The organism is Nocardia sp. NPDC127579, from assembly GCF_042672005.1.
Lineage (GTDB): Bacteria > Actinomycetota > Actinomycetes > Mycobacteriales > Mycobacteriaceae > Nocardia.
This window is the reverse complement of the sequence record NZ_JBHXVZ010000006.1, coordinates 138,573-160,216: the sequence shown is the minus strand read 5'-3', so window position 1 is coordinate 160,216 and position 21,644 is coordinate 138,573. Positions and strand designations below refer to the sequence as shown.

At 68.0% G+C, this 21,644-nt stretch carries 26 protein-coding genes and 1 tRNA gene; 11 read left to right on the top strand and 16 right to left on the bottom strand.

Annotation, left to right across the window (positions count from 1 at the left end):
* The first annotated feature begins 380 nt into the window (after window positions 1–380).
* From ACFVMC_RS21385 to ACFVMC_RS21370, 4 genes are all read left to right on the top strand, one after another.
* A tRNA-Leu gene (locus ACFVMC_RS21385) sits at window positions 381–457 on the top strand.
* A 288-nt stretch (window positions 458–745) separates the two neighbouring features.
* Window positions 746–1,255 (top strand): hypothetical protein, encoded by a 510-nt coding sequence (locus tag ACFVMC_RS21380; RefSeq protein ID WP_379212732.1) that lies wholly within the window; start codon window positions 746–748, stop codon window positions 1,253–1,255.
* Window positions 1,256–1,440: 185 nt separating this feature from the next.
* The gene (locus tag ACFVMC_RS21375) at window positions 1,441–1,713 is read left to right on the top strand and encodes a hypothetical protein (protein WP_379212730.1); all 273 of its coding nucleotides are present in this window, start codon (window positions 1,441–1,443) and stop codon (window positions 1,711–1,713) included.
* Window positions 1,714–1,763: 50 nt separating this feature from the next.
* The gene (locus tag ACFVMC_RS21370; protein WP_379212728.1) at window positions 1,764–2,741 is read left to right on the top strand and encodes a hypothetical protein; all 978 of its coding nucleotides are present in this window, start codon (window positions 1,764–1,766) and stop codon (window positions 2,739–2,741) included.
* 1 nt (window position 2,742) lies between these two features.
* On the opposite strand, the gene ACFVMC_RS21365 is transcribed toward ACFVMC_RS21370, so the two are convergent.
* Window positions 2,743–3,228 carry a nitroreductase family deazaflavin-dependent oxidoreductase gene (locus tag ACFVMC_RS21365; protein ID WP_379212726.1) on the bottom strand — a complete coding sequence of 162 codons (486 nt, stop codon included), beginning with the start codon at window positions 3,226–3,228 and terminating at the stop codon, window positions 2,743–2,745.
* Window positions 3,229–3,368: 140 nt separating this feature from the next.
* Between ACFVMC_RS21365 and ACFVMC_RS21360 the strand changes: the two genes are divergently transcribed.
* Both ACFVMC_RS21360 and ACFVMC_RS21355 read left to right on the top strand, forming a co-directional pair.
* Window positions 3,369–3,953 carry a TetR/AcrR family transcriptional regulator gene (locus ACFVMC_RS21360; RefSeq protein ID WP_379212724.1) on the top strand — a complete coding sequence of 195 codons (585 nt, stop codon included), beginning with the start codon at window positions 3,369–3,371 and terminating at the stop codon, window positions 3,951–3,953.
* Between the two features lies 1 nt (window position 3,954).
* Window positions 3,955–4,401 (top strand): DUF6640 family protein, encoded by a 447-nt coding sequence (locus tag ACFVMC_RS21355; protein WP_379212723.1) that lies wholly within the window; start codon window positions 3,955–3,957, stop codon window positions 4,399–4,401.
* A 15-nt stretch (window positions 4,402–4,416) separates the two neighbouring features.
* Here ACFVMC_RS21355 and ACFVMC_RS21350 read toward each other — a convergent pair whose 3' ends face one another.
* Window positions 4,417–7,053, bottom strand: coding sequence for a DNA translocase FtsK (locus ACFVMC_RS21350; protein ID WP_379212721.1), 2,637 nt, complete (start codon window positions 7,051–7,053; stop codon window positions 4,417–4,419).
* A gap of 103 nt (window positions 7,054–7,156) precedes the next feature.
* A complete protein-coding gene (locus ACFVMC_RS21345; RefSeq protein WP_379212719.1) occupies window positions 7,157–7,780 on the bottom strand; it encodes a TIGR03085 family metal-binding protein in 624 nt (207 codons plus the stop codon).
* Between the two features lie 139 nt (window positions 7,781–7,919).
* Between ACFVMC_RS21345 and ACFVMC_RS21340 the strand changes: the two genes are divergently transcribed.
* The 3 genes from ACFVMC_RS21340 (at window position 7,920) to ACFVMC_RS21330 (ending at window position 9,362) form a co-directional block, all read left to right on the top strand.
* Complete coding sequence (locus ACFVMC_RS21340) at window positions 7,920–8,312, top strand: DUF4189 domain-containing protein (protein ID WP_379212718.1); 393 nt, start codon at window positions 7,920–7,922, stop codon at window positions 8,310–8,312.
* 75 nt (window positions 8,313–8,387) lie between these two features.
* Complete coding sequence (locus ACFVMC_RS21335) at window positions 8,388–8,768, top strand: DUF4189 domain-containing protein (protein ID WP_379212716.1); 381 nt, start codon at window positions 8,388–8,390, stop codon at window positions 8,766–8,768.
* A gap of 45 nt (window positions 8,769–8,813) precedes the next feature.
* Window positions 8,814–9,362, top strand: coding sequence for a hypothetical protein (locus tag ACFVMC_RS21330; RefSeq protein ID WP_379212714.1), 549 nt, complete (start codon window positions 8,814–8,816; stop codon window positions 9,360–9,362).
* A gap of 57 nt (window positions 9,363–9,419) precedes the next feature.
* Here the strand turns inward: ACFVMC_RS21330 and ACFVMC_RS21325 are convergent, their stop codons facing one another.
* Both ACFVMC_RS21325 and dapA read right to left on the bottom strand, forming a co-directional pair.
* The gene (locus ACFVMC_RS21325) at window positions 9,420–11,276 is read right to left on the bottom strand and encodes a ribonuclease J (protein WP_379213251.1); all 1,857 of its coding nucleotides are present in this window, start codon (window positions 11,274–11,276) and stop codon (window positions 9,420–9,422) included.
* Window positions 11,277–11,431: 155 nt separating this feature from the next.
* On the bottom strand, window positions 11,432–12,340 hold the full coding sequence (gene dapA, locus ACFVMC_RS21320; protein WP_379212713.1) for a 4-hydroxy-tetrahydrodipicolinate synthase: 909 nt from the start codon (window positions 12,338–12,340) through the stop codon (window positions 11,432–11,434).
* A 147-nt stretch (window positions 12,341–12,487) separates the two neighbouring features.
* Here dapA and ACFVMC_RS21315 point away from each other — a divergent pair, with 147 nt between their 5' ends.
* A complete protein-coding gene (locus ACFVMC_RS21315; protein ID WP_379212712.1) occupies window positions 12,488–12,934 on the top strand; it encodes a hypothetical protein in 447 nt (148 codons plus the stop codon).
* 4 nt (window positions 12,935–12,938) lie between these two features.
* On the opposite strand, the gene ACFVMC_RS21310 is transcribed toward ACFVMC_RS21315, so the two are convergent.
* The 4 genes from ACFVMC_RS21310 to ACFVMC_RS21295 are packed head-to-tail and all read right to left on the bottom strand — an operon-like array spanning window position 12,939 to window position 17,181.
* The gene (locus ACFVMC_RS21310) at window positions 12,939–14,141 is read right to left on the bottom strand and encodes a winged helix-turn-helix domain-containing protein (protein ID WP_379212711.1); all 1,203 of its coding nucleotides are present in this window, start codon (window positions 14,139–14,141) and stop codon (window positions 12,939–12,941) included.
* 40 nt (window positions 14,142–14,181) lie between these two features.
* Window positions 14,182–15,216: a hypothetical protein gene (locus ACFVMC_RS21305; protein WP_379212709.1), complete on the bottom strand. Its 1,035-nt coding sequence runs from the start codon at window positions 15,214–15,216 to the stop codon at window positions 14,182–14,184.
* Window positions 15,209–16,531, bottom strand: a complete 1,323-nt coding sequence (locus ACFVMC_RS21300) for a sensor histidine kinase (protein WP_379212708.1) — start codon at window positions 16,529–16,531, stop codon at window positions 15,209–15,211. Before ACFVMC_RS21300 ends, ACFVMC_RS21305 begins: the two co-directional genes overlap by 8 nt.
* Entirely contained in the window at window positions 16,495–17,181 is a 687-nt protein-coding gene (locus ACFVMC_RS21295; RefSeq protein WP_379212706.1) for a response regulator, read from the bottom strand. The genes ACFVMC_RS21300 and ACFVMC_RS21295 overlap by 37 nt, the downstream gene beginning before the upstream one ends.
* Window positions 17,182–17,504: 323 nt before the next feature.
* Between ACFVMC_RS21295 and ACFVMC_RS21290 the strand changes: the two genes are divergently transcribed.
* Complete coding sequence (locus ACFVMC_RS21290) at window positions 17,505–17,630, top strand: hypothetical protein (protein WP_379212704.1); 126 nt, start codon at window positions 17,505–17,507, stop codon at window positions 17,628–17,630.
* Window positions 17,631–17,892: 262 nt separating this feature from the next.
* Here ACFVMC_RS21290 and ACFVMC_RS21285 read toward each other — a convergent pair whose 3' ends face one another.
* The 7 genes from ACFVMC_RS21285 to ACFVMC_RS21255 all read right to left on the bottom strand — a co-directional run bounded on the left by ACFVMC_RS21285 (window position 17,893) and on the right by ACFVMC_RS21255 (window position 21,544).
* Window positions 17,893–18,345: a flavodoxin family protein gene (locus ACFVMC_RS21285; RefSeq protein ID WP_379212702.1), complete on the bottom strand. Its 453-nt coding sequence runs from the start codon at window positions 18,343–18,345 to the stop codon at window positions 17,893–17,895.
* A 4-nt stretch (window positions 18,346–18,349) separates the two neighbouring features.
* Window positions 18,350–18,835 carry a hypothetical protein gene (locus ACFVMC_RS21280; protein WP_379212700.1) on the bottom strand — a complete coding sequence of 162 codons (486 nt, stop codon included), beginning with the start codon at window positions 18,833–18,835 and terminating at the stop codon, window positions 18,350–18,352.
* Window positions 18,832–19,578: a 4-hydroxy-tetrahydrodipicolinate reductase gene (gene dapB / locus ACFVMC_RS21275; protein ID WP_379212699.1), complete on the bottom strand. Its 747-nt coding sequence runs from the start codon at window positions 19,576–19,578 to the stop codon at window positions 18,832–18,834. The genes ACFVMC_RS21280 and dapB overlap by 4 nt, the downstream gene beginning before the upstream one ends.
* Before the next feature lie 111 nt (window positions 19,579–19,689).
* Window positions 19,690–20,115, bottom strand: coding sequence for a type II toxin-antitoxin system VapC family toxin (locus ACFVMC_RS21270; RefSeq protein ID WP_379212698.1), 426 nt, complete (start codon window positions 20,113–20,115; stop codon window positions 19,690–19,692).
* Entirely contained in the window at window positions 20,112–20,402 is a 291-nt protein-coding gene (locus tag ACFVMC_RS21265) for a type II toxin-antitoxin system Phd/YefM family antitoxin (RefSeq protein ID WP_379212697.1), read from the bottom strand. The genes ACFVMC_RS21270 and ACFVMC_RS21265 overlap by 4 nt, the downstream gene beginning before the upstream one ends.
* A 59-nt stretch (window positions 20,403–20,461) precedes the next feature.
* On the bottom strand, window positions 20,462–20,629 hold the full coding sequence (locus tag ACFVMC_RS21260; RefSeq protein ID WP_379212695.1) for a hypothetical protein: 168 nt from the start codon (window positions 20,627–20,629) through the stop codon (window positions 20,462–20,464).
* A 33-nt stretch (window positions 20,630–20,662) separates the two neighbouring features.
* On the bottom strand, window positions 20,663–21,544 hold the full coding sequence (locus tag ACFVMC_RS21255) for an NAD(P)-dependent oxidoreductase (RefSeq protein WP_379212693.1): 882 nt from the start codon (window positions 21,542–21,544) through the stop codon (window positions 20,663–20,665).
* Window positions 21,545–21,644 lie beyond the last annotated feature (100 nt).

Here is a 21,644-nt window from a genome sequence, read left to right as displayed (position 1 = left end):
TAGCGGGTTGTTTGCTGTCCATATTTGCACATCGTCGCAGGTAGCCGGGCATACCCGGGTTCGCGCCAGCAAATCCGGCCAGCAAACTCGACCGGACATTTGAAACGGCGCGCCGGAAAATAGGTGCCGCGTACCGATTTCGAGTGTTAGCGTGCTAGACGGCAACATCGCGAACCCACCAACTCGGAAGGGCGACACCATGATCCGGCAGACCGTGCGGTACCCGTCGCTCATCGTTGTCCGGCACGGCTTCGCGCGTCTATCGGCTACCAGGCAGGTCCGCCTCGCGCGCGTCCGGAGCCGCCCCTGAGGTCTGCCACCCGGACCTGATGGGGTCACCCCGGCGCAATCCGCCGCGGTGGCCCCTTTTCGTTAGCTGCTCCCTCGTAGCCCAATTGGCAGAGGCGCCGACATTAGGAGTCGGTTGTTGCGAGTTCGAATCTCGTCGAGGGAACCATGAAAAATCCCCTGACCAGGCAATATCAGTCAGAGGATTTGTTTGCCCGCCCGTTGTTTCGGGGCTGTCACCAAGAAACACCAGGAACTCCGCCATCAAACCCGTTGTATCGGCCGGGTCAACCGAAACCCAGCTCCAGCACCGCCGACGAGTCCGGCGCCTGCTCGGGGGAGATCACGCTGGTCGGGGCGAAGACGCACCTGCCCTACAATCGGCAGCCGCTGTCGAAGAGCGTGCTCGACGGGGACGATGACGTCTCGCTGCCGGGCGCGGAACCCTCGGTGCGGAATGGCTGCGCGGGCAGCGGCGCTGCGGGTGGCGGCGAAAACCATTGTGCTGGAGGATGGTTCCGAGCTGGACTACGACGGGCTCGTCATCGCGACCGGTGTGCGGGCGCGCACTCTCGGCCGGCATCCCGTGGGTGTACACACGCTGCGCACCCTCGGCGACGCCCTGCGGCTACGGGCCGAGATCGGCGTGCATGCCGCCCGCTCGCTGGCCGGCCTACACGCCCGCCACGGTGTCGGCCTCGTATCCGGTACGCGCGCAGCGGCATTCGAGGGGACGGATCGGGTCAGCGCAGGGCATCCACGACGCCCGCATCCAGACCGCGGGCCTGCCCCACCGCGCCGACGAGGAACGGGTGGTCTTCGGCGCGGTCGAGGACGACGAGTTCGCTGTCGCGTTCCTGGCGAACGGCACGGTGGTCGGCGCATCGCGGTCAACGCCCATCGGGAGTTGGACCGTCTCGAACGCGCGATCGCCACCCGCGCACCCTTGGCGGCGGTGGCGGCCTGACTACCTGCGGCTCGATCCCCGAAGCCGATGCGGCCCCGGGGAATCGGGCCGGAGCCCCCGCGGCCGACCGGAGCGCGATAACCGAGTTGCGGGCAGGTGGCCGGGATGCCAGGATATCGACCGTTCGGAAGCCGTTCGGGTGCCACCGAACGGTCATGTCGGACTTTTGTTTTGGTGGGGGATTGATGAATCTCGACTTCAGCGCGGACCCTGAGTTCTCCTGGTACGTGGTGCTGCTGTTCGGCAGCGGGCTCGCGATGCTGGCCATGTCGTTCGAAGAAGCGCAGGGCAAATTCGCGCAGATTCTCAACACCGTGTTCGGTGTCCTGTACGTCGGCTACGCCGGATACCTGGCGTTCGTCTTCGAGAGCGGGTCGTACCTGATCTTCTTCCAGGCTTTCATCCTGCCGGTGCTGCTCGCCTACCAGTGGTGGAAGTCGCGGCGGCGCACCACCTAGCCGTTTCCCCGGCCGCGCGCCAGTCGCCTAGGTTGTGAAGGGTGAAAAGGGTGCGGGTAGCGGTTTTCGTGTCGGCGTTGGCTTTGCTGGCGGGGTGCGCGGAGACAGAATCGAAGAGTGACGCCGTCGACCGGACGTATCGGGAGATGGTTCCGGATGCGAGCGCACAGCTCGAGTATCTGGATTCGATTCGGCCGCTGGACCCGTGTGGATTCGTCGATGGAGCCGCAGTGGCTCGTCTCGGCCGAACCGAATTCTTCGGGGCGGGTAGCGGGTTGAACAGCTGCGAGATCGCATACGCGACCGGGAACCCGGTCCCGCTCGTTGTCGTGGAAATGGTCAATCAAGCGTGGTCGAGTCTGGCGAAGCCGGTCGATGTCGGTGGCGGCAAGACCGTGAATGTCGACGAATACAGCGAGACCGCGGACCATTGCAACGCCTACGCGCCCTTCGACGACAAGCTCGCCATCAACTATCGCGTCTACGGTGAAGGCAATCGATGTGACGACGTCACCGCGGTGGCGGCGGCTTCGCTGCCGACACTCACGACCCGTCCGCTGCGCACCGAATCGCGGCATCCCAGCGCCGCGACGAAGCTGAGCAGAATGGACCCGTGCCAGCCGCTCGGCGTCGTCGGCAAGGGGCAGCAGCGGGTATCGATCGGCCAGGGCTGGGATCCCTCGAAATGCACCTTCTTCGTGGGCGAAGTGCCCACCAGCACGATCGACAACGCCACGAGCAAGTTCCGACATCACATCGAGTTCGGTTTCCTCAGCGAGATGTACTCGACGCAGGCCGGTGCGGGGCAACCCCGCAACGATATCGGCTCCACCCCCGTCACGGAGATGCCGAAGGCCGTAGGCGCGGACGGTTGCCGACTGTGGATCGGCGTCGGCCACGCGACCCCGACCCTCGCGGCTGGAGAAAAGCGATTCGACACCATCGAGGTGTCGGTGGGCAGCGGCGGCTGCGCGGCCGCCCGCGTGATCGCCGAGGACCTGGTTCGCGTCTACGAAGCCGTCGACTAGCTCACACCCGACGCAACTCGAACAAGCGGAAGACCCGCTCACCCGCCAGGCGCTGCTCCATGGCATACCCGGGCCAGAAGGCGACCGCCCGCGCCCAGGCCCGCTCCCGCTCCGCTCCGGCCAGCCCGCGCACCGTGACCTCGAATCGTGCACCGCTCAGGTGTAATTCGGCGCGGTCGGCCCGAGCCAGGTTGGCCGACCACTCCGGATGGCGGGGCCGACCCCAGTTGGATCCGATGAGCAAGAACGTATCCCGGTCCTGCGGAGTCGGCACGTAGAGCAGCGAGACCGTGCGCGCGATCCCGCTGCGCCGTCCCGCGACGGTCAATTCCAGTGACGGCAATCCCGCCACGTCGAGGATTCCCTCGCGCCCCTGCGTGATTCGCCGCACCGTCCGGTCCAGCACAAGCACCACCGGCGCGGTACGCATCGAAACGGGATGCGCGCCCAGTGTTCGCGACAGCCCAGCCCGCCATTTCTTTTTCATGCCGAACGGTATGCCGCAGGCCAGATGGGTGAGTTCCCACGTGCGGGAAGCAGGTCACGCGACCATTCCTTCCCGAATGCGGCATTGTTCGATACAGTCTGTTTCATAGTTCTGAAACAGACTGTATCGAAGGAGGTTTCGTGCGGCCCTTGGATCCACGGACGCTACGCAGTCGCGAGGCGGCGCTCACCTCGGCACGCGAACTGCTGACCGAACAGGGACTCGCCGGACTGACTCACGGCGCGGTCGCGGCCCGCAGCGGCATCAGCCGGGCCACGCTGTACCGGCTCTGGCCCGAACCCACCGATCTGGTGCGCGCCGCCGTCACGCTGCACATCACCCTGGCCCAATCCGAGCCCGCCGGCGAACTCCGCGCCGACCTGCTCACCGAACTCACCGCGACCCACGCCATGCTGCACGAACCCACCACCGAGCAGGCGATGCGCGTCATGATCGAAAGAGCCGCCGTGGAACCAAAATTCGCGGAGCTCAAACAGGCGCTGTACCGGTCCGGCACGCGAGCGGTCCGCGCGATCCTCACCGCCGCCGTCGACCGCGCCGAGCTGCCCGCCGCACTCGACATCGACCTGGCCGTGGACCAGCTGCACGGCCCGCTGTTCTTCCGGCGGCTGGTGGCCCACCGAACCTTCGACCTCGACTACGTGCGGGCGGTCATCGACGACTTCCTGCGCGCCCATCCCACACGCGAACAAGGAATGTCCTGACATGACGAGCTCGAATCCCCGCGGTGTCCGCGCCGCCCGGCTGGTCACCGCATGCGTCGCACTCGTGACCATGGCGGGTGCGCTGCTGGCCGACCTGATCGTCCGGGCGAGCGCGGTTCAGCATCTGCGCAACGACAACTGGCCAGCCCACGCGAAGTTCCATGACGCCCAGTACATCGTCATGTCGATCCTGCTCGGCGCGCTCGCTCTGGCGCTCCTTGCCGCGCGCACGGGCGGCCCGCGCACCCGGATCCGGCTCGCCTGCGCCGTCCTGGCCACACCCTGGCTGGGCCTGTTCGCCGCGCTGCTGTTTCCCGAAACCGCCGTGCAGGACCCCGAATTCGACAATCACATGGTCCTGGGCCTGCACCCCCAGGTCCTGCTGGCCGCTGCTCTCCTGGCGCTGCTGACACTCGCCGGGCTGCTCACCCGCCGCACCCGCGGCTAGCGCGCGACGGCTTCGTCAGTCGGCCTCGACCGGTGCGTCGCCACCGCGGATGGAGAACAGCAGCCCCTCGAGTTCGTCGGGTTTGATCAGGACGTCGCGGGCCTTGGAGCCTTCGCTGGGGCCGACGACGCCGCGGGTCTCCATGAGATCCATGAGGCGACCGGCCTTGGCGAAACCGACCCGGAGCTTGCGTTGCAGCATGGAGGTGGAACCGAACTGGGAGGTGACGACCAGCTCGACGGCCTGCAGGAAGACATCGAGATCCTCGCCGATATCGGGATCGACGTCCTTCTTCTCACCGGCCTTGGCGGCGGTGATGCCCTCCTGATAGTCGGGTTCGGCCTGGTTCTTGGTGAAATCGACTACCCCGTGGATCTCTTCGTCGCTGATGAACGCGCCCTGTAAACGAGTGGGTTTGCCCGCGCCCATCGGCAGGAACAGACCGTCGCCCATGCCGATCAGTTTCTCGGCCCCCGGCTGATCGAGAATGACCCGCGAATCGGTCAGCGACGAGGTGGCGAACGCCAGCCGGGACGGCACATTGGTCTTGATCAGGCCGGTCACCACGTCGACGGAGGGCCGCTGGGTGGCCAGGACCAGGTGAATGCCCGCGGCGCGCGCCTTTTGGGTAATCCGGACGATCGCGTCCTCCACATCGCGCGGGGCCGTCATCATCAGGTCGGCGAGTTCGTCGACGATCGCGAGAATGTAGGGGTAGGGCCGGTAGACGCGCTCGCTGCCGAGCGGCGCCGTGATCGCACCCGACTTCACCTTCTTGTTGAAGTCGTCGATGTGGCGCACCTTGTTGGCCTGCATGTCCTGGTAGCGCTGCTCCATCTCCTCCACCAGCCAGGCCAGCGCGGCGGCGGCCTTCTTCGGCTGGGTGATGATGGGCGTGATCAGATGCGGAATCCCCTCGTAGGGCGTGAGTTCCACCATCTTCGGGTCGATCAGGATCATCCGGACCTCGTCCGGTGTGGCGCGCTGCAACAGCGACACCAGCATCGAGTTCACGAAACTCGACTTACCGGAACCCGTCGAACCCGCGACCAGCAGGTGCGGCATCTTCGCCAGATTCGCGGAGACGAAATCGCCCTCGATGTTCTTGCCGAGGCCGATCACCAGCGGATGGTGATCGTTGCGGGTCGAGGGCGCCTTGAGCACATCGGCGAGCCGAACCAGTTCGCGGTCGGAGTTGGGCACCTCGATACCGACCGCCGACTTGCCCGGAATCGGGGCCAGCAGGCGCACGTTCTCGGTCGCGACGGCGTAGGCGATATTGCGGGCCAGCGCGGTGATCTTCTCGACCTTGACGCCCGGCCCGAGCTCGACCTCGTAGCGGGTGACCGTCGGGCCGCGCACGAAACCGGTGACCGCCGCGTCGATCTTGAACTGCACCAGTACCTCGGTGATCGCCTCGATCATCGATTCGTTGGCAGCGCTGCGCTTCTTGGGCGGCTCACCATCGGTGAGCAGGGTGAGCGGCGGCAGGGTGTAGTCGCCTTCGACGACTCGCTCCGGCACGAACTCCGGTTCCTTGGGCGGCGGCGGAGGCGTCTGGTCGGTGACCTTGGGCGCGGGCCGCTTGCGCGGTTTCGGCTCGGGCTCCTCGGCCGCGAATTCCGCGGCGGTGGCGAGGGTTTTCGCGTCCCGCAGCGGCGGCTCGCCCAGGGCCTCGGTGACCGCGTCGGGATCACCGAACTCGTCGGCGGGATAGTTCTCCGAGGGAGTACGCCCGCGCCGGCGAGACCGCGTGCGGTGCGGCGGGAATCCCTCGGCGTCGTAGTCGGCGGGATCGAATTCGCCGTGTTCACCGCGGTAGTCGCCGTACTCGTCGCCACCGGCGGCGGTACCGAAGTATTCGCGCAGGCGCTGCGGCACCTCGCGCACGGTGGTGCCGGTGAGCAGCAGCACACCGAAGATGATGGCCAGCAACAGGATCGGGACCGACAACCACGCCGTCAGACCGTGCGTGATCGGGCCGCCGACCACGAATCCCACGAAACCCGCTGCGCGGGAACGACCGTGCGCGTCATCGGGTGCGCCCGCGGCCAGGTGCCAGAGACCGAGCATCGGCAGGCTCACCAGCATGCCACCGAGTACCAGGCGGGGCCGGATCTCCGGATGTGGTTCGGTGCGCATGAGAATCACCGCGAGGCCCGCGCAGGCGAACGGCAGCCCCGCCGAGGCGGAACCCGCCACCCAGCGGATCGCCTCCTCGACCCAGCGGCCGACCGGGCCACCGGCCGACAGCCACACCGCGGCGGCGACGATCGCGCTGACGGCGATCAGGGCCAGCGCGATACCGTCGCGCCGATGGCCGTGTTCGATATCGCCCGCCCGGCTCAGCGTGCGGGTGGTGGCGCCGAGGCCGCGAGCGAGCATGTTCCAGCCGCTGGAGACGGTGCGGCTGAATACGGCCAGGGGCGCGGTGTTGGACGCGCGCGCGGGTGCGCGGCGCGGCGGGGCGCTGCGGGGACGCGGCGTCGGGCCGGTGCGCCGCGCGGTGGCGCGGGCGGGGGTGGAACGCGCTGTGGTCGAACGAGACCGAGACGTGGTGGTCCTCCCTCTGGCCGCTCCCGACTGCTGTGCTTCCCGCCCGGTTCCCGCCCGTGACCGAGGCGTCGCGGAGTTGCGGGACTTACCTGCCATGGCTTCAGGCTAACCGCAAAGGCACCATCCAGACCATCCGCAACACTGGCATCGGAGGTCTCAGCTGCCCGAAAAGGCGCTCGCGCGCAGGTCGAACCCGGCTTCAGACCGATCGGTCGAGTTCGAGCACCGAACGCACGGCCTCGGCCGGACCGGCCGTTTCCAGCCGGACCTCGTCGCGGCCGAAGGCGTGCAGCAGGAGTTCGGAGGGCTGACCGGTCAGTGTCACCTCCGGCAGGGAGTGGGACTTCGCGACCGCCGCCCGTCCGTCGGGTGTGCGCAGCGTCAGTCCCACAGGCGACTTTCGGTAGGCCATCTTGGCCATCTTGGACACCAGCGACCACAGTGTGTTCTCGTCGGCCTCGGGCAGTACGCGCGGCTCCCAGCCCGGCGCGGCCCGGCGCACATCCTCGTGATGGACGAACATCTCGCTCAGATTCGCCACGGCGTCGACCGGCTTGAGCGGTGACCACCACGGCGGCCCGGTCCGCACCAGCTCCAGCAACTCCTCGAACGGCCGGCGCGCGGTCCGCCGCTGGACCGAATCCAGGTGTCCGGCAAACGGTTTGAGCATTATTCCGGGAGCGGCATCGGGCCGGCGTTCCCGAACGATCAAGTGCGCGGCCAGATCCCGCACGGTCCACGCCCCGCACAGCGTCGCCGCCGCCGGGCCCGCCTGTCGCATCGCGACCACCAGTGCCGCCCGCTCCCGCTGCGCCATGCTCATACCGCCGAACATAGCTCAGATCCGGCCCGCCGGACAGCACCGACTCAGACACACGATTCCGCGCTCGGCGAAATCCGGGTTGGCATCTTGGGTGCCCGAAATATACGTTTGTCGCGTATTCCATCGAGGGGGTTGAGATTTGAAGAAGTCGACAACGGTCGCGGCCGTGCTACTCGCGGCGCTCTGGTCACTCATGATGACCGCCGCACCGGCGCAGGCACAGGGCGGCACCTACGGCGGCATCGCGGTAGCCATGTCGAACCACCACTTCGGATTCGATACCGGTGGATCGAGCCACGGCACGGCACAGGAAATGGCCGTCAGCGCGTGCCTGACCTTCGGCGGAAACTCGGACTGCCACCCGGTACTGACCTGGCGAAACGGCTGTGGCGCCCTGGCCATTTCACCAACCCACTGGAGCTACGGCTCGGGCGCGTCGGTCCGGGACGCGAGCAACCGCGCGCGGGCCAACAACCCCGGCCCGAACCCATACATCAGGCACTGGGCATGCACCGAGGGTTATTCGCTGTAGCCGGTCCAGAGCCGGAATGTACGGTGTCAAACGATCCGCGGGTCCGGATCACAAGTCAACGGAGGACGTTCACACGTGAAGAAGTTCATCACCGCAGCAACCACCATGGTGGCCGTCGGTGCGGCGCTTGCCGTTTCGGCTCCTGCCGCGCAGGCGCAGGGCGGCGGCTATTACGGAGCCATCGCCACCGGCAGCAACGGGCGCTGGAGCATCACCAACAACTACGACGGTTACCCGGAGGCCGAGGGCGCCGCGGTGCGCACCTGCGGTAGCGGCTGCTCGGTGCTGCTGTCCTGGCGCAACGGCTGCGCGGTGCTGGTCGCGCGGAAGAACCCGCGTTCGACCACCTGGCAGGCCTCGTCGCGGTCCAGCTACGGCGCCGCGCGCGACGCCGCACTGTCTCGACTGTCGGGTAGCCACGTCGTCACCTGGCGTTGCACCAACGGCTACAGCTAACCGAACCGCACTTCTCATACAGGGGAACACGTGAAACTCCGAACCATGACGCTTCGATCCATGGTCGCCCTCGTGGCAGCCACCTCCGCACTCGCGCTGAGCGCGTGCAGCTCCGACGGCGGCGACTCCGCCAGCCCCAGCGCCACGACCACGGTCGCCGGGAAGTACGAAGAGGGCACCAAAGCCGGCGAGGCCATCGAATCCGACGGCGAGCTGACCACCACGCCGCCGCCGGACCTGCCCAAGCCGACCGTCGCCGAGCTCAACGAGAAGATCACCAAGGCCTTCGACGCCTCGGTCGGTGAGCAGGAGAAGATCAGCTGGGTGCAGGACGCCGAGAAGGATCCGCAGCTGGTCGACAAGCTGGTCGACGCCGCCAAGAAGAACAAGGTGACCGTCGAGATCACCGGCGTGCAGGAACCCAAGGACGGCAAGCTGAAGGCCGACGCCAAGGTCACCATCGACGGCGCGCCGGTCGAGAACGCCTTCGTGGAGTTCGTCGCCGAGACCGAGGGCTGGAAGGTCTCCAACCAGTTCACCTGCAATATCGTGCGCGCGGCCAAGCTGGACTCGGCCGCCTGCCAGGCGAAGTAGCACACACACACGAAAGCGCCGGGAAGCGAATCGCTTCCCGGCGCTTCGTCGTTCGAGCTAGACCCCGATGACGGTGGGCACGATCATCGGACGCCGCCGGTAGGTGTCGGCGACCCACCGGCCCACCACGCGGCGCACGCTCTGCGCGATGCGGTGGGTGTCGGTGATGTTCTCCCCCGCCAGCCGCAGCAGTTCCGCTTCGACGAGCTCCGCGGCATCACTGAGCGCCGTCGGATCGTCGGAGAATCCGCGCCCGTTGAGCTCGGGCGTGCTGACCGCCTTGCCGGTGGTGGCATCGATCGCGACGGTGATCGAGATGAAACCGCCCTCGCCGAGCACCAGCCGGTCCGACAGCGTGGACTCGCCGACATCGCCGACCGACAGACCGTCGACGTAGACGTGCCCGACCGGGTAGCGGCCCACCAGCGTGGCGATGCCGTCGACCAGATCGACCACCACGCCGTCCTCGGCCAGCACCACCCGGTCCTCGGGGACACCGGTGGCCACGGCCAGCGCGGCATTGGCGCGCAGATGCCGCCATTCACCGTGCACCGGCATGGCATTGGTGGGTCGCACCGCGTTGTAGAGGTACAGCAGCTCACCCGCCGACGCGTGCCCGGAGACGTGCACCTTCGCGCTCTGCTGGGTGATGACGGTGGCGCCCAGCCGGGCCAGCCCGTTCACCACGGCGAACACCGAGTTCTCGTTGCCGGGGATCAGCGAGGACGCCAGCACCACGAGATCGTCGGAGCGGATGTGGATCTGGCGGTGCTCGCCGCGCGCCATCCGCGACAGCGCCGAGAGCGGTTCGCCCTGCGATCCGGTGGACACCAGCACCAGCCGATTGCCGGGCAGTGTGGCCGCGACCTCGAGATCGACCTCCAGGCCGTCCGGCACCCGCAGATAGCCCAGATCCTGCGCGATCTGCATATTGCGGACCATCGAGCGGCCGATGAAACAGACCCGGCGCCCGTGCTTCTCGGCCACGTCGACCACCTGCTGGATGCGGTGCACGTGGCTGGCGAACGACGCGATGATGACGCGGTTCTTCGCCTTGCCGATCACCGTGTCCAGCACCCCGCCGATCTCACGCTCGGGGGTGACGAATCCGGGTACCTCGGCATTGGTGGAGTCGACCAGGAACAGGTCGACGCCCTCGTCGCCGAGGCGCGAGAAGCCGGCCAGGTCGGTGAGGCGGCCGTCCAGCGGCAGCTGATCGAGTTTGATGTCACCGGTGTGCAGGGCCACGCCCGCCGGGGTGCGGATCGAGACGGCCAGCGCGTCCGGGATGGAGTGGTTGACCGCGAAGTACTCGCATTCGAACGGCCCGTGGATGGTGGTCTCACCCTCCACGACCTCCATCAGTTTCGGCTGCAACCGGTGCTCACGGCATTTGGCGGCGATCAACGCGAGGGTGAACTTGGCGCCGATGATCGGAATGTCGGAGCGCAGGCGCAGCAGGAACGGCACCGCGCCGATGTGGTCCTCGTGACCGTGGGTGAGCACGACGGCGACGATGTCGTCGACGCGGTCCTCGATCGGGCGGAAGTCGGGCAGGATCAGATCGACGCCGGGCTGCTGATCCTCGGGGAACAGCACGCCGCAGTCGACGATCAGCAGTTTGCCGCCGTACTCGAAAACGGTCATATTGCGGCCGATTTCACCGATACCGCCGAGCGCGAACACCCGCAGGCCGTTCTTCGGGGCCTTCGGCGGCAAGCCGAGCCGATCCTGGGCGGCCTTCACCGGGGTCGGCGCGGGCGCCTGGTCGCGGCGGCCGCGGCCCTGCTGACGTCCGCGGCCACCGCGGCCGTTGGACTGCTGGCCGCCGTCGGACTTCTTGGCCTGCTTGGGCGCGTCGTCGACTGCTCTGGCCTTCTTACGGGCGGGCGGGGTCTCGGATTCGGCGTGCATCACCGGCTCGGGACGGGTCTGCGCGACGGTGGCGGGCTCCGGCGCGGGCGCGGACTGCTCGATCCGCTTCGGTGCGTCGGGCTGCACGGGAGCGGGCGCACCCGCGGGGCGGCTGGCGGCGCGGCGGCGGGCGGGACGAGGCGAAATGGGCTCCATCAGACCTCGACCCCCGCGAGGCGGAGGTCAGCGGCCAGCTGGTCGAGTTGCTCGGAACTCGGCATCAACTGGGGCAGGCGTGGTTCGCCGACATCCACGCCGAGCAGGCGCAGCCCGGCCTTGGTCATGGCGACGCCGCCCAGGCGCGCCATCGCGGTATTGAGGGCCAGCATGCTGACATTCAGCTCCCGGGCGCGCAGCACGTCACCGGCGGCGTAGGCCCGATGCAGTTCGCGCAGGCGCTCGGGCACGAGGTGCCCGATGACGCTGATGAACCCGGCCGCGCCGATCGACAGCCAGGGCAGGTTCAGCGAATCGTCGCCGGAGTAGAAGCGCAGACCGGTGCTGGCGATCAGGTCCGCGCCGGCGTTCAGATCGCCCTTGGCGTCCTTGACGGCGACGATGTTCGGGTGTTCGGCCAGCGTGCGAATGGTGTCCGGGGTGATCGGGACGACCGAGCGGGGCGGGATGTCGTAGAGCGTGACGGGCAGATCGGTAGCGTCGGCGACCGCGGTGAAGTGCGCGATCAAGCCGTCCTGGGTGGGGCGGGAGTAGTACGGGGTGACCACGAGTAGGCCGTGTGCGCCGGCGCGCTGTGCGTTGCGGGCGAGTTCGATGGAATGCGCGGTGTCGTAGGTGCCGGCACCGGCGATGACGGTGGCGCGGTCGCCGACGGCGTCGACAACGGCGTGCAGCAGATCGAACTTCTCGGACTCGGTGGTGGTCGGCGACTCACCGGTGGTGCCGGAGATCGCGAGCAGATCGACGCCCCGGTCGACCAGACGGGTGGCCAGCGCTACGCCGGTATCGACATCCAACTTGCCGTCGGCACTGAAGGGGGTCACCATTGCGACACCGACCGTGCCGGACGCGCTCCGCGGTGCTGGCGTCGATTCACCGTTCGTCATGGTCAGAAAGGCTACCCGGTCCAGAGATCAGGAACGACATCCTGATCGCCGTTCGGCCTGCCCGCACCGGTGATTAACCTCCCACTCCTCGAGCTGTGGCATCAATTCGCCCTTGAATGACATCACTGGTGACGTCACACTGGTGTCATGGATCTGGAGAAGTACACCACCCGCCTTCGCGAGGACCTCATCGCGGCCGCCGCGCTCGGCGACGAGAAGACACAGGCCACCGCCGCCGCACTGGCCACGGCCACCGAGAGCTCCGCCCGGCTGGCCCTGCTGGCCGCGCTGTCCGAGCTGGCCGCCGAGGTCAGCGCCGAACTCGGTGACCGGACCGTGCACGTCTCGGTCGACGGCACCGACGCCACGGTCGACGTCCGCAAGAACCCCGGCTCGAGCGAACCACCGACCTTCGAGGAGATGACCGGTGACATCAGCCGCGTCACCCTGCGCATGGTCGAGCAGCTGAAATCCAAGGCCGAGGAAGCGGCGCAGCAGAGCGGGATGTCGCTGAACGGCTGGTTGCAGAACACCGTCAGCGACGCGCTCCGGCATCAGATGGGCTACGGCAGCTGGAGCAAGCGCGAGGACTGATCGCTCAGAGCAGCGGCGCGAGGTCACCCTTCGCGCCGACCACGATCTCGTCGAGCTCCAGCCAGTCGGCCATTTCACGGAGCGAATCCCGCAGGGCGGCGGCAGTTTCCGGGGTGCAACGGCCGGGCTCGGCGAAGGCCCCCGGCACCAGCAGGCGGCCGGTGGCGCGTTCGGCGCGCAGGTCGACCCGGCCGACCAGCTCACCGTCGAGCAGGAACGGGAAGACGTAGTAGCCGTGTACCCGCTTGGGTTCGGGCGTGTAGATCTCGATGCGGTAGTGGAAATCGAAGATTCGCTCGGTGCGCGGGCGGTAGAAGATGAGCGGGTCGAACGGGCAGAGCAGGGCCGCGCCCTCGATCGCGCGCGGCGTGCGGGCGCCGGTGCGCAGGTAGGCGGGCTGATCCCAGCCGGTGACCGTGACCGGTTCCAGCTCACCGGCCGCGACCAGGTCGGCGATGGCGGGCACGGTCTGTGAACGGTGCATGCGGTAGTAATCGCGCAGGTCGGGTTCGGTGGCGATGCCCAGAGCCGTCGCGGCGCGCAGGATCAGCTCACGGTAGGCCTCGTCGTCGTCGACCTCGCGGGCCAGCGCCTCCGGCGGGAGGACCCGCTCGGCCAGGTCGTAGTAGCGGGTGAAGCCGACGCGTTTGTCCACCGACAGCTCGCCGGTCGCGAAGAGCTGCTCACAGATGATCTTGGTGTCGCTGAGATTCCAGCCCCAGTGGTCCTTGGGGCGCGGCTTGTCCAGCTCCAGATGCCGCTCCACCTCACCGGCCGTGGACGGACCGACATCGCGGAGGACATCGAGAATGTCCTTGCCGAGTGTCGGACTGTGTTCGAGCACCCGCTTCGCCGACTGCCACCGGCCGTCGCGGTACTTCACCATCCGCCAGCGCATGAGCGGCCAATCCCGCACCGGCAGCAGCGCCGCCTCGTGCGCCCAGTACTCCACCAGCCGCCGCGGGCGCCGCGCGCTGTGACTCCAGGACGCCTCGTCCAGCAGGGCGCGATCGTAGGCGCCGATCCGGCTGAACACCGGGGCGTAGTGCGCGCGCACCACCGCGGACACCGAGTCGATCTGAAGTAGCTGCGTCCGGCCGAGCACATCCGCCAGCGTGCGACGGGTCACGACCGCCGGGCGCTTCCTGCCGAAACCCTGTGCCGCCAACGCCGTTCGGCGCGCGGCCGCCGCACTCATCCTCTGCACCAGATGAACTGTGCCACGGAGGTACGACAATTATCGGCCGCTACACCTCGCAACTCTCGGTCATGACCGTCACCGCGCCCGCGGTATCGATCTCGGTGCGGCGATCGGCGTCGGGGGCATTGGCCAGCACCGTGGCCAGGATCCGGCGGCCCATCGGCAGCACCCGCACCGTCACCGAACCCGCGTTGGCGGCGTCCAATTCCTTTGTCGCCGCCTCGATCACGCGTTCGCGCACCCAGTGCGGCACTCCGGCGAAACCGCCGTCGTCGAGCAGCACCACCTCGACGCCGCGGGACCGGGCGCCGCGGGCCGCACTGCTCAGCTCGTCGGTGACCAGCTGCGGCGCGCGCAACCCGTCCCGCAGCTCGGCTTCCAGCAACCGGCACTGCTCGCGCTCCTCCGCGCTCAACTCGGCGCCCTCGGCGATTCGCTCCAGGATCGGACGCGCCACCTTGTCCAGCCGGGCCAGCTGACGATCCCGTTCACTGTTCTCGGCCTCCATGCTGGCCTCGGCGGCGGCGCGCATGGTCGCCTCCTCGCGCAGCAGCCGCAGCGAATGCTGCGTCGGGCGCATGAGCGCCGCACACACCGAGACACCGGCCACCGTCGCGACCGGCACGACCGAGCCGACCATGACGCCCGCGCGCAGATCACCCAGCACTCCCGCGCTCAGGACCACGGCGGCGATGCCCGCGACGCCCAGCCACGCCGCGCCCAGCCGTCCACGCAACACCAGGACCGCCAGCACATAGGAGGACGCGAACGCCGTCCACACCGGCCGCGACCAGCCGCTCTGCACGTCCAAGGTGGTCAGCGCCGTAGCCACCGGGCCCGAGGTGGCCACGAAAGCCGTTGCGGGCCAAGGCAGCGGATCCACCGGGATCACCAGGACCAGCACTCCCGCCACCACCAGCAGCGCGGCCGCGGTCGCCGCCGCCAGTAACGGCACATGCGACAGATTGCGCGCCATGTACAGCACGATCGTCAGTTCCAGGATGATCAGGAACAGCCACGCCGATCCGTCCCGCAGGCCCAGCAGATCACGCAGGCCGAATTCGTTTCCGGTATCAGCCATCACTGCCCCAGACCAGCGTCACCGTCGTGCCCTCCCCCGGCTCGGACTCCACGAACCCGGCGCCGCCGGCCAGCTGACGCATGCGTCCCAGAATGCTCACCGAGACACCCAACCGGTCGACGGGGACCCGGCTCAAATCGAAACCCGCGCCGTCGTCGCGGAACACCACCCGGATACCGCCCGCGCTGACGGTCACCGTGACCGTGCGCTGCACCGCACGTCCCGGCACCGTGGCATGGCGCAGACTGTTGCGCACCGCCTCGGCCAGCGCCGCCGCGATAGTCCCGGCAGCCGGCACCGGCAGACGCAGATCGTCGAAACCCGGCCACTGCCTGGCCGTCACGGTGATACCAGGATTCACCTCCAGCACGGCCCCGCGCAGAAATCCGATCGCCTGCTTGGCATTGAACCGGTCCGGTTCGGCCGCGCTACCGCGCGCCTCGTCGAGCTGGGTCAGCGTGCGCTCGGCCTGCGAACGCAGCACCGGTGATTCGGCGCCCGCCCGCGACGCGTCCAGCAGCGTCGACAGCACCGCGTCGTGGATGAGCGCGGCGAAACGCGCGCGCTCACGATCGCGGGCGGTGGCGCCCGCCGCGATGGCGGCCCGGCTGCTCGCGATCGCCGATTCCCGGTCCACTCGGGCCGCCGCGGCGCGGGCGTAGATCGCACACCACAGGAACAGCACGCACAGACCGGCCGCCCGGGCGAAATCACCGGCCAGCGTCCAGACCGAATCGTGCGGCACCACATACATGTTCGCCACCGCCGAGGCCGTCGCGCCGATGACCAGATAGACCACCGCGACCAGCGGACGCCAGGCCAGAGCAGCCGTGAGCACGCCGAGCGCGAACAACCGATACAGCCACACCGAGGTCGCGTCGATGCGCGGATCGCCGTAAGTGAACGGAACCACCGAGAAGGCCAGCAGATAGCAGATCGCCGCGGCACCGGAAACCCATTGGATGATCCGGGTGTTCACAGTCATCGACACCATCGCGAGCACCGGATACCAGCCGAACGCCAGCGTCACCGTCAGCACGGTCCCGACCAGTGGCGCGGCACGGCTCTGATCGGCTATCTCGGGGATCTCCGCCAGCACGGCGAGCACTCCGGCGATACCGAAGGTCAGCGCCAGCCGGCGCAGAATGCGATCCGAGGCCGGCTCGGATGCTCTCTCCTGGGACACCGCGGCGAATCCTCGACGCCAGCGGGCGACCCGGATCGGGTCGAGCGAGGCGGCACTCGCGGTTGTGGTGGTGTCCAGCGTGCTGGACGCGGTCATGCCCTGGGATGCCGCTCGGGAACCGGCAGCCATCCATCCTCCACCGCCCGCTTGTACAGGTCGGTCTTGGTCGGCGCTGGACGGCCCGCGTCGGCGTACTTCTGGCGGATGCGGCCGAGATAGTCGTTGACGGTCTGCTCCGACAACCCCGTCAGGCGGGCCACGCGCGAGGCCTTCTCGCCCGAGGCGTACAGGGTGAGCACCTCCTCCTGGCGCGGGCTCAAACCGACGTCGGACAGCTGCGGGTCGCCATCGATGGCGGCGGCCCAATCGGTGGTGACGACCTGATTGCCGGACGCGGCCTGGCGCACCGCCGCGACCACGGTGGAAGCGTCCTCGGACTTGCGCACCACGCCCAGCACACCGGCACGGGCGGCCGCGCGCACCAGGAACGCGTTATCGGCGCCGGTGAATACCAGCACCTCGACGCCGCGGTCGCGCAGGGCGCGCACATTGTCTTCCGGGGCGGAGCCGTCCGCCAGGCGCAGGTCGAGCACCACCAGATTCAGCTCGGCGGCGGCGGGTTCGGCCAGCAGCTCCGGCACGGTGCCCGCCGTCAGCACCAGATCGAGGTCGGGTTCCGGCGCCAGCATCGCGGCCAGCCCGATCGCGACGGATTCGTGATCCTCGACCAGCCCGATCCGTCGTGCGGTGCCTGTGATCTCGCCTCCTTCGGCGCTCATCAAACGACACTCCCATCCCGAGCCGGAGCCCGGCCAACACGTCCCCACCGCTACAACGTCACGTCGAGTATGACGTGCGGACGGGCCGAAAGGTCAGACACCAGAAATCGGGTCGCCCTGAGGTCCAGGCATGAATGGCTGAATCTTTGCGAACTGTGTCAATAGTGCCACTGGTGGCAGTTTATCGATTGAACGAAACTTACTGCCATGCAAGCAGTTACCGCCGTCGTCGGCGCGGTTACCACCATGACCATTCTCGGAATTCTGACCGGGACGGCGATGGCGGCCGGGTTGGCGCGGCTCGATGATCAGGAGACTGAGCGATGACCACTCTTACGCACGGAGCGACCGTCGAGCGGACCGCGGACACTCGACTGGGCGTCTGGTTCGCCCGGATCGCCGGATTGTTCGGCGCGGCCGGCGGGGCGGTTCCGTTTCACCGCGGATAGGCGGCGGTGAGTTCCCTCATAAAGCGGGCCCAATGGTTTGCCGATGAGTTGCCAGCTCTCTTACCGTCGAGTCGAAAGTAGTTCGATCGACCCGAGGAAATACCGTGCCACTCATCAATCTGGGTTCCGCCGCCCTCGACCTGGCGAACGTCGTGACCACTATCGCGGCCAACATCACCTACATCCTGCACGCCTGGGGCCTCGCCTGAGGTTCGCGTGCACCAGGGGTGGTCCCGTGTGTGGGACCGCCCCTTTCGCATTCTCAGGCCATGAGCTGCGCGGCCACCGTAGCCCCCAGCTCCCAGCAGGATTCGAGATCCGCCTTGGCCGGTTTGCCCGACACCACCACATAGTCGGCGGCCTGCACCCACCCCAGACCGGTCGTGATCGAGGTGACCGCTTTCTCCGCGCCCTCCGTACCCTCATTGCCGTGCAGGTACAGGCCGAACGGGCGGCCCCGAGTCGAATCGAGGCACGGGTAGTAGAAGGTATCGAAGGCGTGTTTGAGAGCACCGCTCATGTAGCCGAGATTGGCCGGGGTACCCAACAGGTATCCATCCGCCTCCAGCACATCCGCCGATGACACGGCGAGGGCCGCACGACGCACCACCTCCACGCCCTCGATCTCGGGATCGGTCGCACCGGACACCACAGCCTCGAACATCGCCTGCATGAACGGCGACGGGGTGTGGTGGATGATCAGCAGCCGCGGCATCGGATCAGCTTTCGCGTTCGAGCTTTTCGAGCGCGACGGCGCGGCGCATGGTTTCGCGGGCGCGGGTGCGGTCGCCGGCGTAGTCGTAGGCGCGGGCCAGGCGGTAGGAGACCCGCCAGTCGTCCGGGTCGGCCTCCCATTCCCGCTGGACCTCGGCGAACAACTGGTCGGCGGCCTCGCGTTCGATACGACCGGATGGGCGCCGGGGCAGGGCGGAGGTGTCGAGTTCTCGGCCCTCCTCCCGCATGCGCCGGGCCAGATGCTGATGATCCAGCGCGGCGCGCACGGTGGCGACCACGATCCAGACGCCGACGAAAGGCAGGATCAGCACGCCCAGCCCGATCACCATGGCGGCGATATCACCGGAACCGAGGAGCGCCAATGCGATCCGGCCCAACAGCAGGAAATAGAATCCCAGCACCAGCACCAGGACGGCGATGAACGCGACGACCTTGCGGACGTCGCTGCCGGCGGAACCCTGGGTGGTCACAGATCCAGGAACGGGTCGAGGCCGACGGTGAGGCCGGGGCGGCCGGCGATCTCCCGCACGCCGAGCAGCACGCCGGGCGCGAACGATGAGCGATCGATCGAGTCGTGGCGGATGGTGAGCGTCTCCCCCTGGGTGCCGAACAGGACTTCCTGATGGGCGACCAGACCGGCCAGCCGCACCGAATGCACGCGCACGCCGTCGACATCCGCGCCGCGGGCACCGTCCAATGCGGTGGTCGTGGCATCGGGGCTGAGGCCGACGCCCGCGCGTTCGCGGGCCTGGGCGATCAGCCCCGCCGTGCGGTAGGCGGTGCCCGACGGCGCGTCGGCTTTGTTCGGATGGTGCAGTTCGATGACCTCGACCGATTCGAAGAATCGCGCCGCCTGCTCGGCGAACCGCATCGACAGCACCGCGCCGATCGCGAAGTTCGGGGCGATCAGCACGCCGGTGGCGGGCTGCTGGGCGAGCCAGCCGCGCACCTCGTCGAGACGGGCCGCGTCGAAGCCGGTGGTGCCCACCACGGCGTGGATGCCGTTCTCCACCAGGAACTTCAGGTTGCCCATCACCACATCGGGATGGGTGAAGTCGACCACCACCTGGGTGCCGGTCTCGGTGAAGGTCTCCAGCGCGTCATCCTTGTCGACGGCCGCCGACAGCTCGAGATCCGCCGCCGCCTCCACCGCCGCGCAGATCGCCTGCCCGACTTTCCCGCGTGCTCCCAGCACCCCGACCCGAATGGTCACCGCACCTCCTGTGTCCTGGGGCGTTCCACACCCACATCCGAACCCAGCCTAATCGCCACCCGTGCGCGCCCGACCCCCGCGCCACGCTCCGGCCCGGGCGACATCGATCACTCAGCCGGACCACGGACTGACGACAGCGACTCCGGTGGGCTCGAAATCCTTGACGTTTCGGGTGACGACTTCCAGACCGTGGGTTTCGGCGGTAGCGGCGATCAGAACATCGGTTGCCCCGATGGTCAGACCTGCCAATTTCGTTCGCGCCACCATTCGCCCCCAAACATCGGCGACAACTCCGTCGACGGGGAGCAACCGTCGCTCGAACCGATGTGTCAGAGGGCCGGTCAGCCATTCGATCCTGCGACGCTTGCGGGCCCCCTCGGGCATCAACTCGATACCCTTTCGCAGTTCGCCGAAGGTAATCGCGCTCACGTGCAGTCGATCTTCGTCGGCCGCGTGCAACCAGTCCATCAAGCCCGCGTCGGGCAATGGCTTGATCCACTCCGAGATCGTGCATGTGTCGAGCAGGAAACCCGTCACAGGTCCACATCCCTCAGTTCGAGATCGATCCGTTCGACCTCGATTCCCAACCCGCGGAGCGGGGAGACAGCCATGAACTCGGCGAAACTCCCCTGACGCTGAGTCTTTCGCCGCCACTCGTCGATCGGCACGACGACAGCGACCTCGCGCCCGTGCTTCGTCACCACCTGCGGTCCCTCCCTTTCCACACGGTCGATCAATTCGGAGAACTTGGCCTTCGCGTCGGCGAGGGGCCACGCGATATCCGGCCGTTCCGAACCACTCGGTTCTGCCTTTTTCCGCGCCATCGCAACAACCTCTCGGACCAATCTGACTACTCTGGTCAGTTCAGCGTATCGCGTGGTGTCTACGTGCGCCAGATCCGCGCGACGGCACGGCGATATCGGCGGATCATCGTCCGCAGCGTGGGCTCTTCGTGGCGGAAGATTTCGATACCCGAGGCCGCAAGCGGGGAGTTCGCCATGAACTCCGCGAAGCTGCCTTCTCGCTGGTTCTTCCGCTCCTCCTGCGTCATGCGGACTCCTTCCGACCATTCAGACCATTCTGGTCAGAGTTTATCGCCCGACTTCCGCAGTAGTTCGAACAACGCCGTAATACTTTGTGCCCCATACCCTTCCGCGACAGCGCGGTCGAGGAGGTCGTGCATGGGACGGTGCCAGGAGAGGTCGACGCCGGTTTCGGCGGCGAGGGCGGCGTCGGAGGGGAGGGATTCGTGGAAGAGGGCGACCGAGGAACCGAGTTTGGTGTAGTCGCCGGTGTCGATCTCGTCGGCGAGGAGCGGGAGCAGGGAATCGATCATCCCGAGCCACTTGCTGGAGTACGGGACCATGGCGGCGGCGGGGATGCCGCGCGCCGCGAGGACGGCCGCGCCCTCGAAGAAGCCGAGCAGGGCCGGGAGCAGGGTGGCGCCGACGGCGGCCTCGTAGAGGGCGGCCAGATCGGGGTCCGGGCCCAGATGCTCGAGCTCACCGCCGAGCACGCGCAGCAGATCGGCTTGGTCGTCGAAGATCGCGCGCTCGCCGCCGAAGTACAGGAGTGTGTTCGGAGCACCCACGGCGGCGGGCACATTCTTGATCGCGCCACCGAGGAATCCCGCGCCCCGGCCGGTGATCCAGGCGGCCGCGCCCCGGGCCGCGGCCGGGCTCCCGCTGTTCAAGGTCACCACGGTGCGGCCCGCCAGCACGTCGGCGGCGGGGGTGAGCGCGGCCACCGTGGCCTCGAACCCGGTCAGCACGCTGACGATCACAGGACTCGCCTCGACCGCCGCCACCATGCTCACGGCGTGCTCCGCACCGTCGGAGACCAGCGCCGCCGCCCGCTCCGGCGTGCGATTCCAGACCGTCGTCGGATGCCCCGCGGCCAGGAACGCTGCCGCTACGGCGCGCCCCATCGACCCGATTCCGATCACTGTCACCGGTGTGCCGGTCATTGTGCCTCCCAAGCTGATTCGTCGGTACGAACCCAGCTTCGAGGCGGCCGGGGAGGCCGACAAGTACCTACTTTCCGGTTGAGTACTCCCCTCGGCGGTA

Bases quoted from the DNA above. Each gene is read 5' to 3' on its own strand.
- ACFVMC_RS21380 (WP_379212732.1), top strand. From the start codon at position 746: ATGGCTGCGCGGGCAGCGGCGCTGCGGGTGGCGGCGAAAACCATTGTG.
- ACFVMC_RS21375 (WP_379212730.1), top strand. From the start codon at position 1,441: ATGAATCTCGACTTCAGCGCGGACCCTGAGTTCTCCTGGTACGTGGTG.
- ACFVMC_RS21365 (WP_379212726.1), bottom strand. From the start codon at position 3,228: ATGAAAAAGAAATGGCGGGCTGGGCTGTCGCGAACACTGGGCGCGCAT.
- ACFVMC_RS21355 (WP_379212723.1), top strand. From the start codon at position 3,955: ATGACGAGCTCGAATCCCCGCGGTGTCCGCGCCGCCCGGCTGGTCACC.
- ACFVMC_RS21350 (WP_379212721.1), bottom strand. From the start codon at position 7,053: ATGGCAGGTAAGTCCCGCAACTCCGCGACGCCTCGGTCACGGGCGGGA.
- ACFVMC_RS21345 (WP_379212719.1), bottom strand. From the start codon at position 7,780: ATGAGCATGGCGCAGCGGGAGCGGGCGGCACTGGTGGTCGCGATGCGA.
- ACFVMC_RS21330 (WP_379212714.1), top strand. From the start codon at position 8,814: ATGACGCTTCGATCCATGGTCGCCCTCGTGGCAGCCACCTCCGCACTC.
- ACFVMC_RS21325 (WP_379213251.1), bottom strand. From the start codon at position 11,276: ATGCACGCCGAATCCGAGACCCCGCCCGCCCGTAAGAAGGCCAGAGCA.
- dapA (WP_379212713.1), bottom strand. From the start codon at position 12,340: ATGACGAACGGTGAATCGACGCCAGCACCGCGGAGCGCGTCCGGCACG.
- ACFVMC_RS21315 (WP_379212712.1), top strand. From the start codon at position 12,488: ATGGATCTGGAGAAGTACACCACCCGCCTTCGCGAGGACCTCATCGCG.
- ACFVMC_RS21305 (WP_379212709.1), bottom strand. From the start codon at position 15,216: ATGGCTGATACCGGAAACGAATTCGGCCTGCGTGATCTGCTGGGCCTG.
- ACFVMC_RS21300 (WP_379212708.1), bottom strand. From the start codon at position 16,531: ATGGCTGCCGGTTCCCGAGCGGCATCCCAGGGCATGACCGCGTCCAGC.
- ACFVMC_RS21295 (WP_379212706.1), bottom strand. From the start codon at position 17,181: ATGAGCGCCGAAGGAGGCGAGATCACAGGCACCGCACGACGGATCGGG.
- ACFVMC_RS21290 (WP_379212704.1), top strand. From the start codon at position 17,505: ATGACCACTCTTACGCACGGAGCGACCGTCGAGCGGACCGCGGACACT.
- ACFVMC_RS21285 (WP_379212702.1), bottom strand. From the start codon at position 18,345: ATGCCGCGGCTGCTGATCATCCACCACACCCCGTCGCCGTTCATGCAG.
- ACFVMC_RS21265 (WP_379212697.1), bottom strand. From the start codon at position 20,402: ATGGCGCGGAAAAAGGCAGAACCGAGTGGTTCGGAACGGCCGGATATC.
- ACFVMC_RS21260 (WP_379212695.1), bottom strand. From the start codon at position 20,629: ATGACGCAGGAGGAGCGGAAGAACCAGCGAGAAGGCAGCTTCGCGGAG.
- ACFVMC_RS21255 (WP_379212693.1), bottom strand. From the start codon at position 21,544: ATGACCGGCACACCGGTGACAGTGATCGGAATCGGGTCGATGGGGCGC.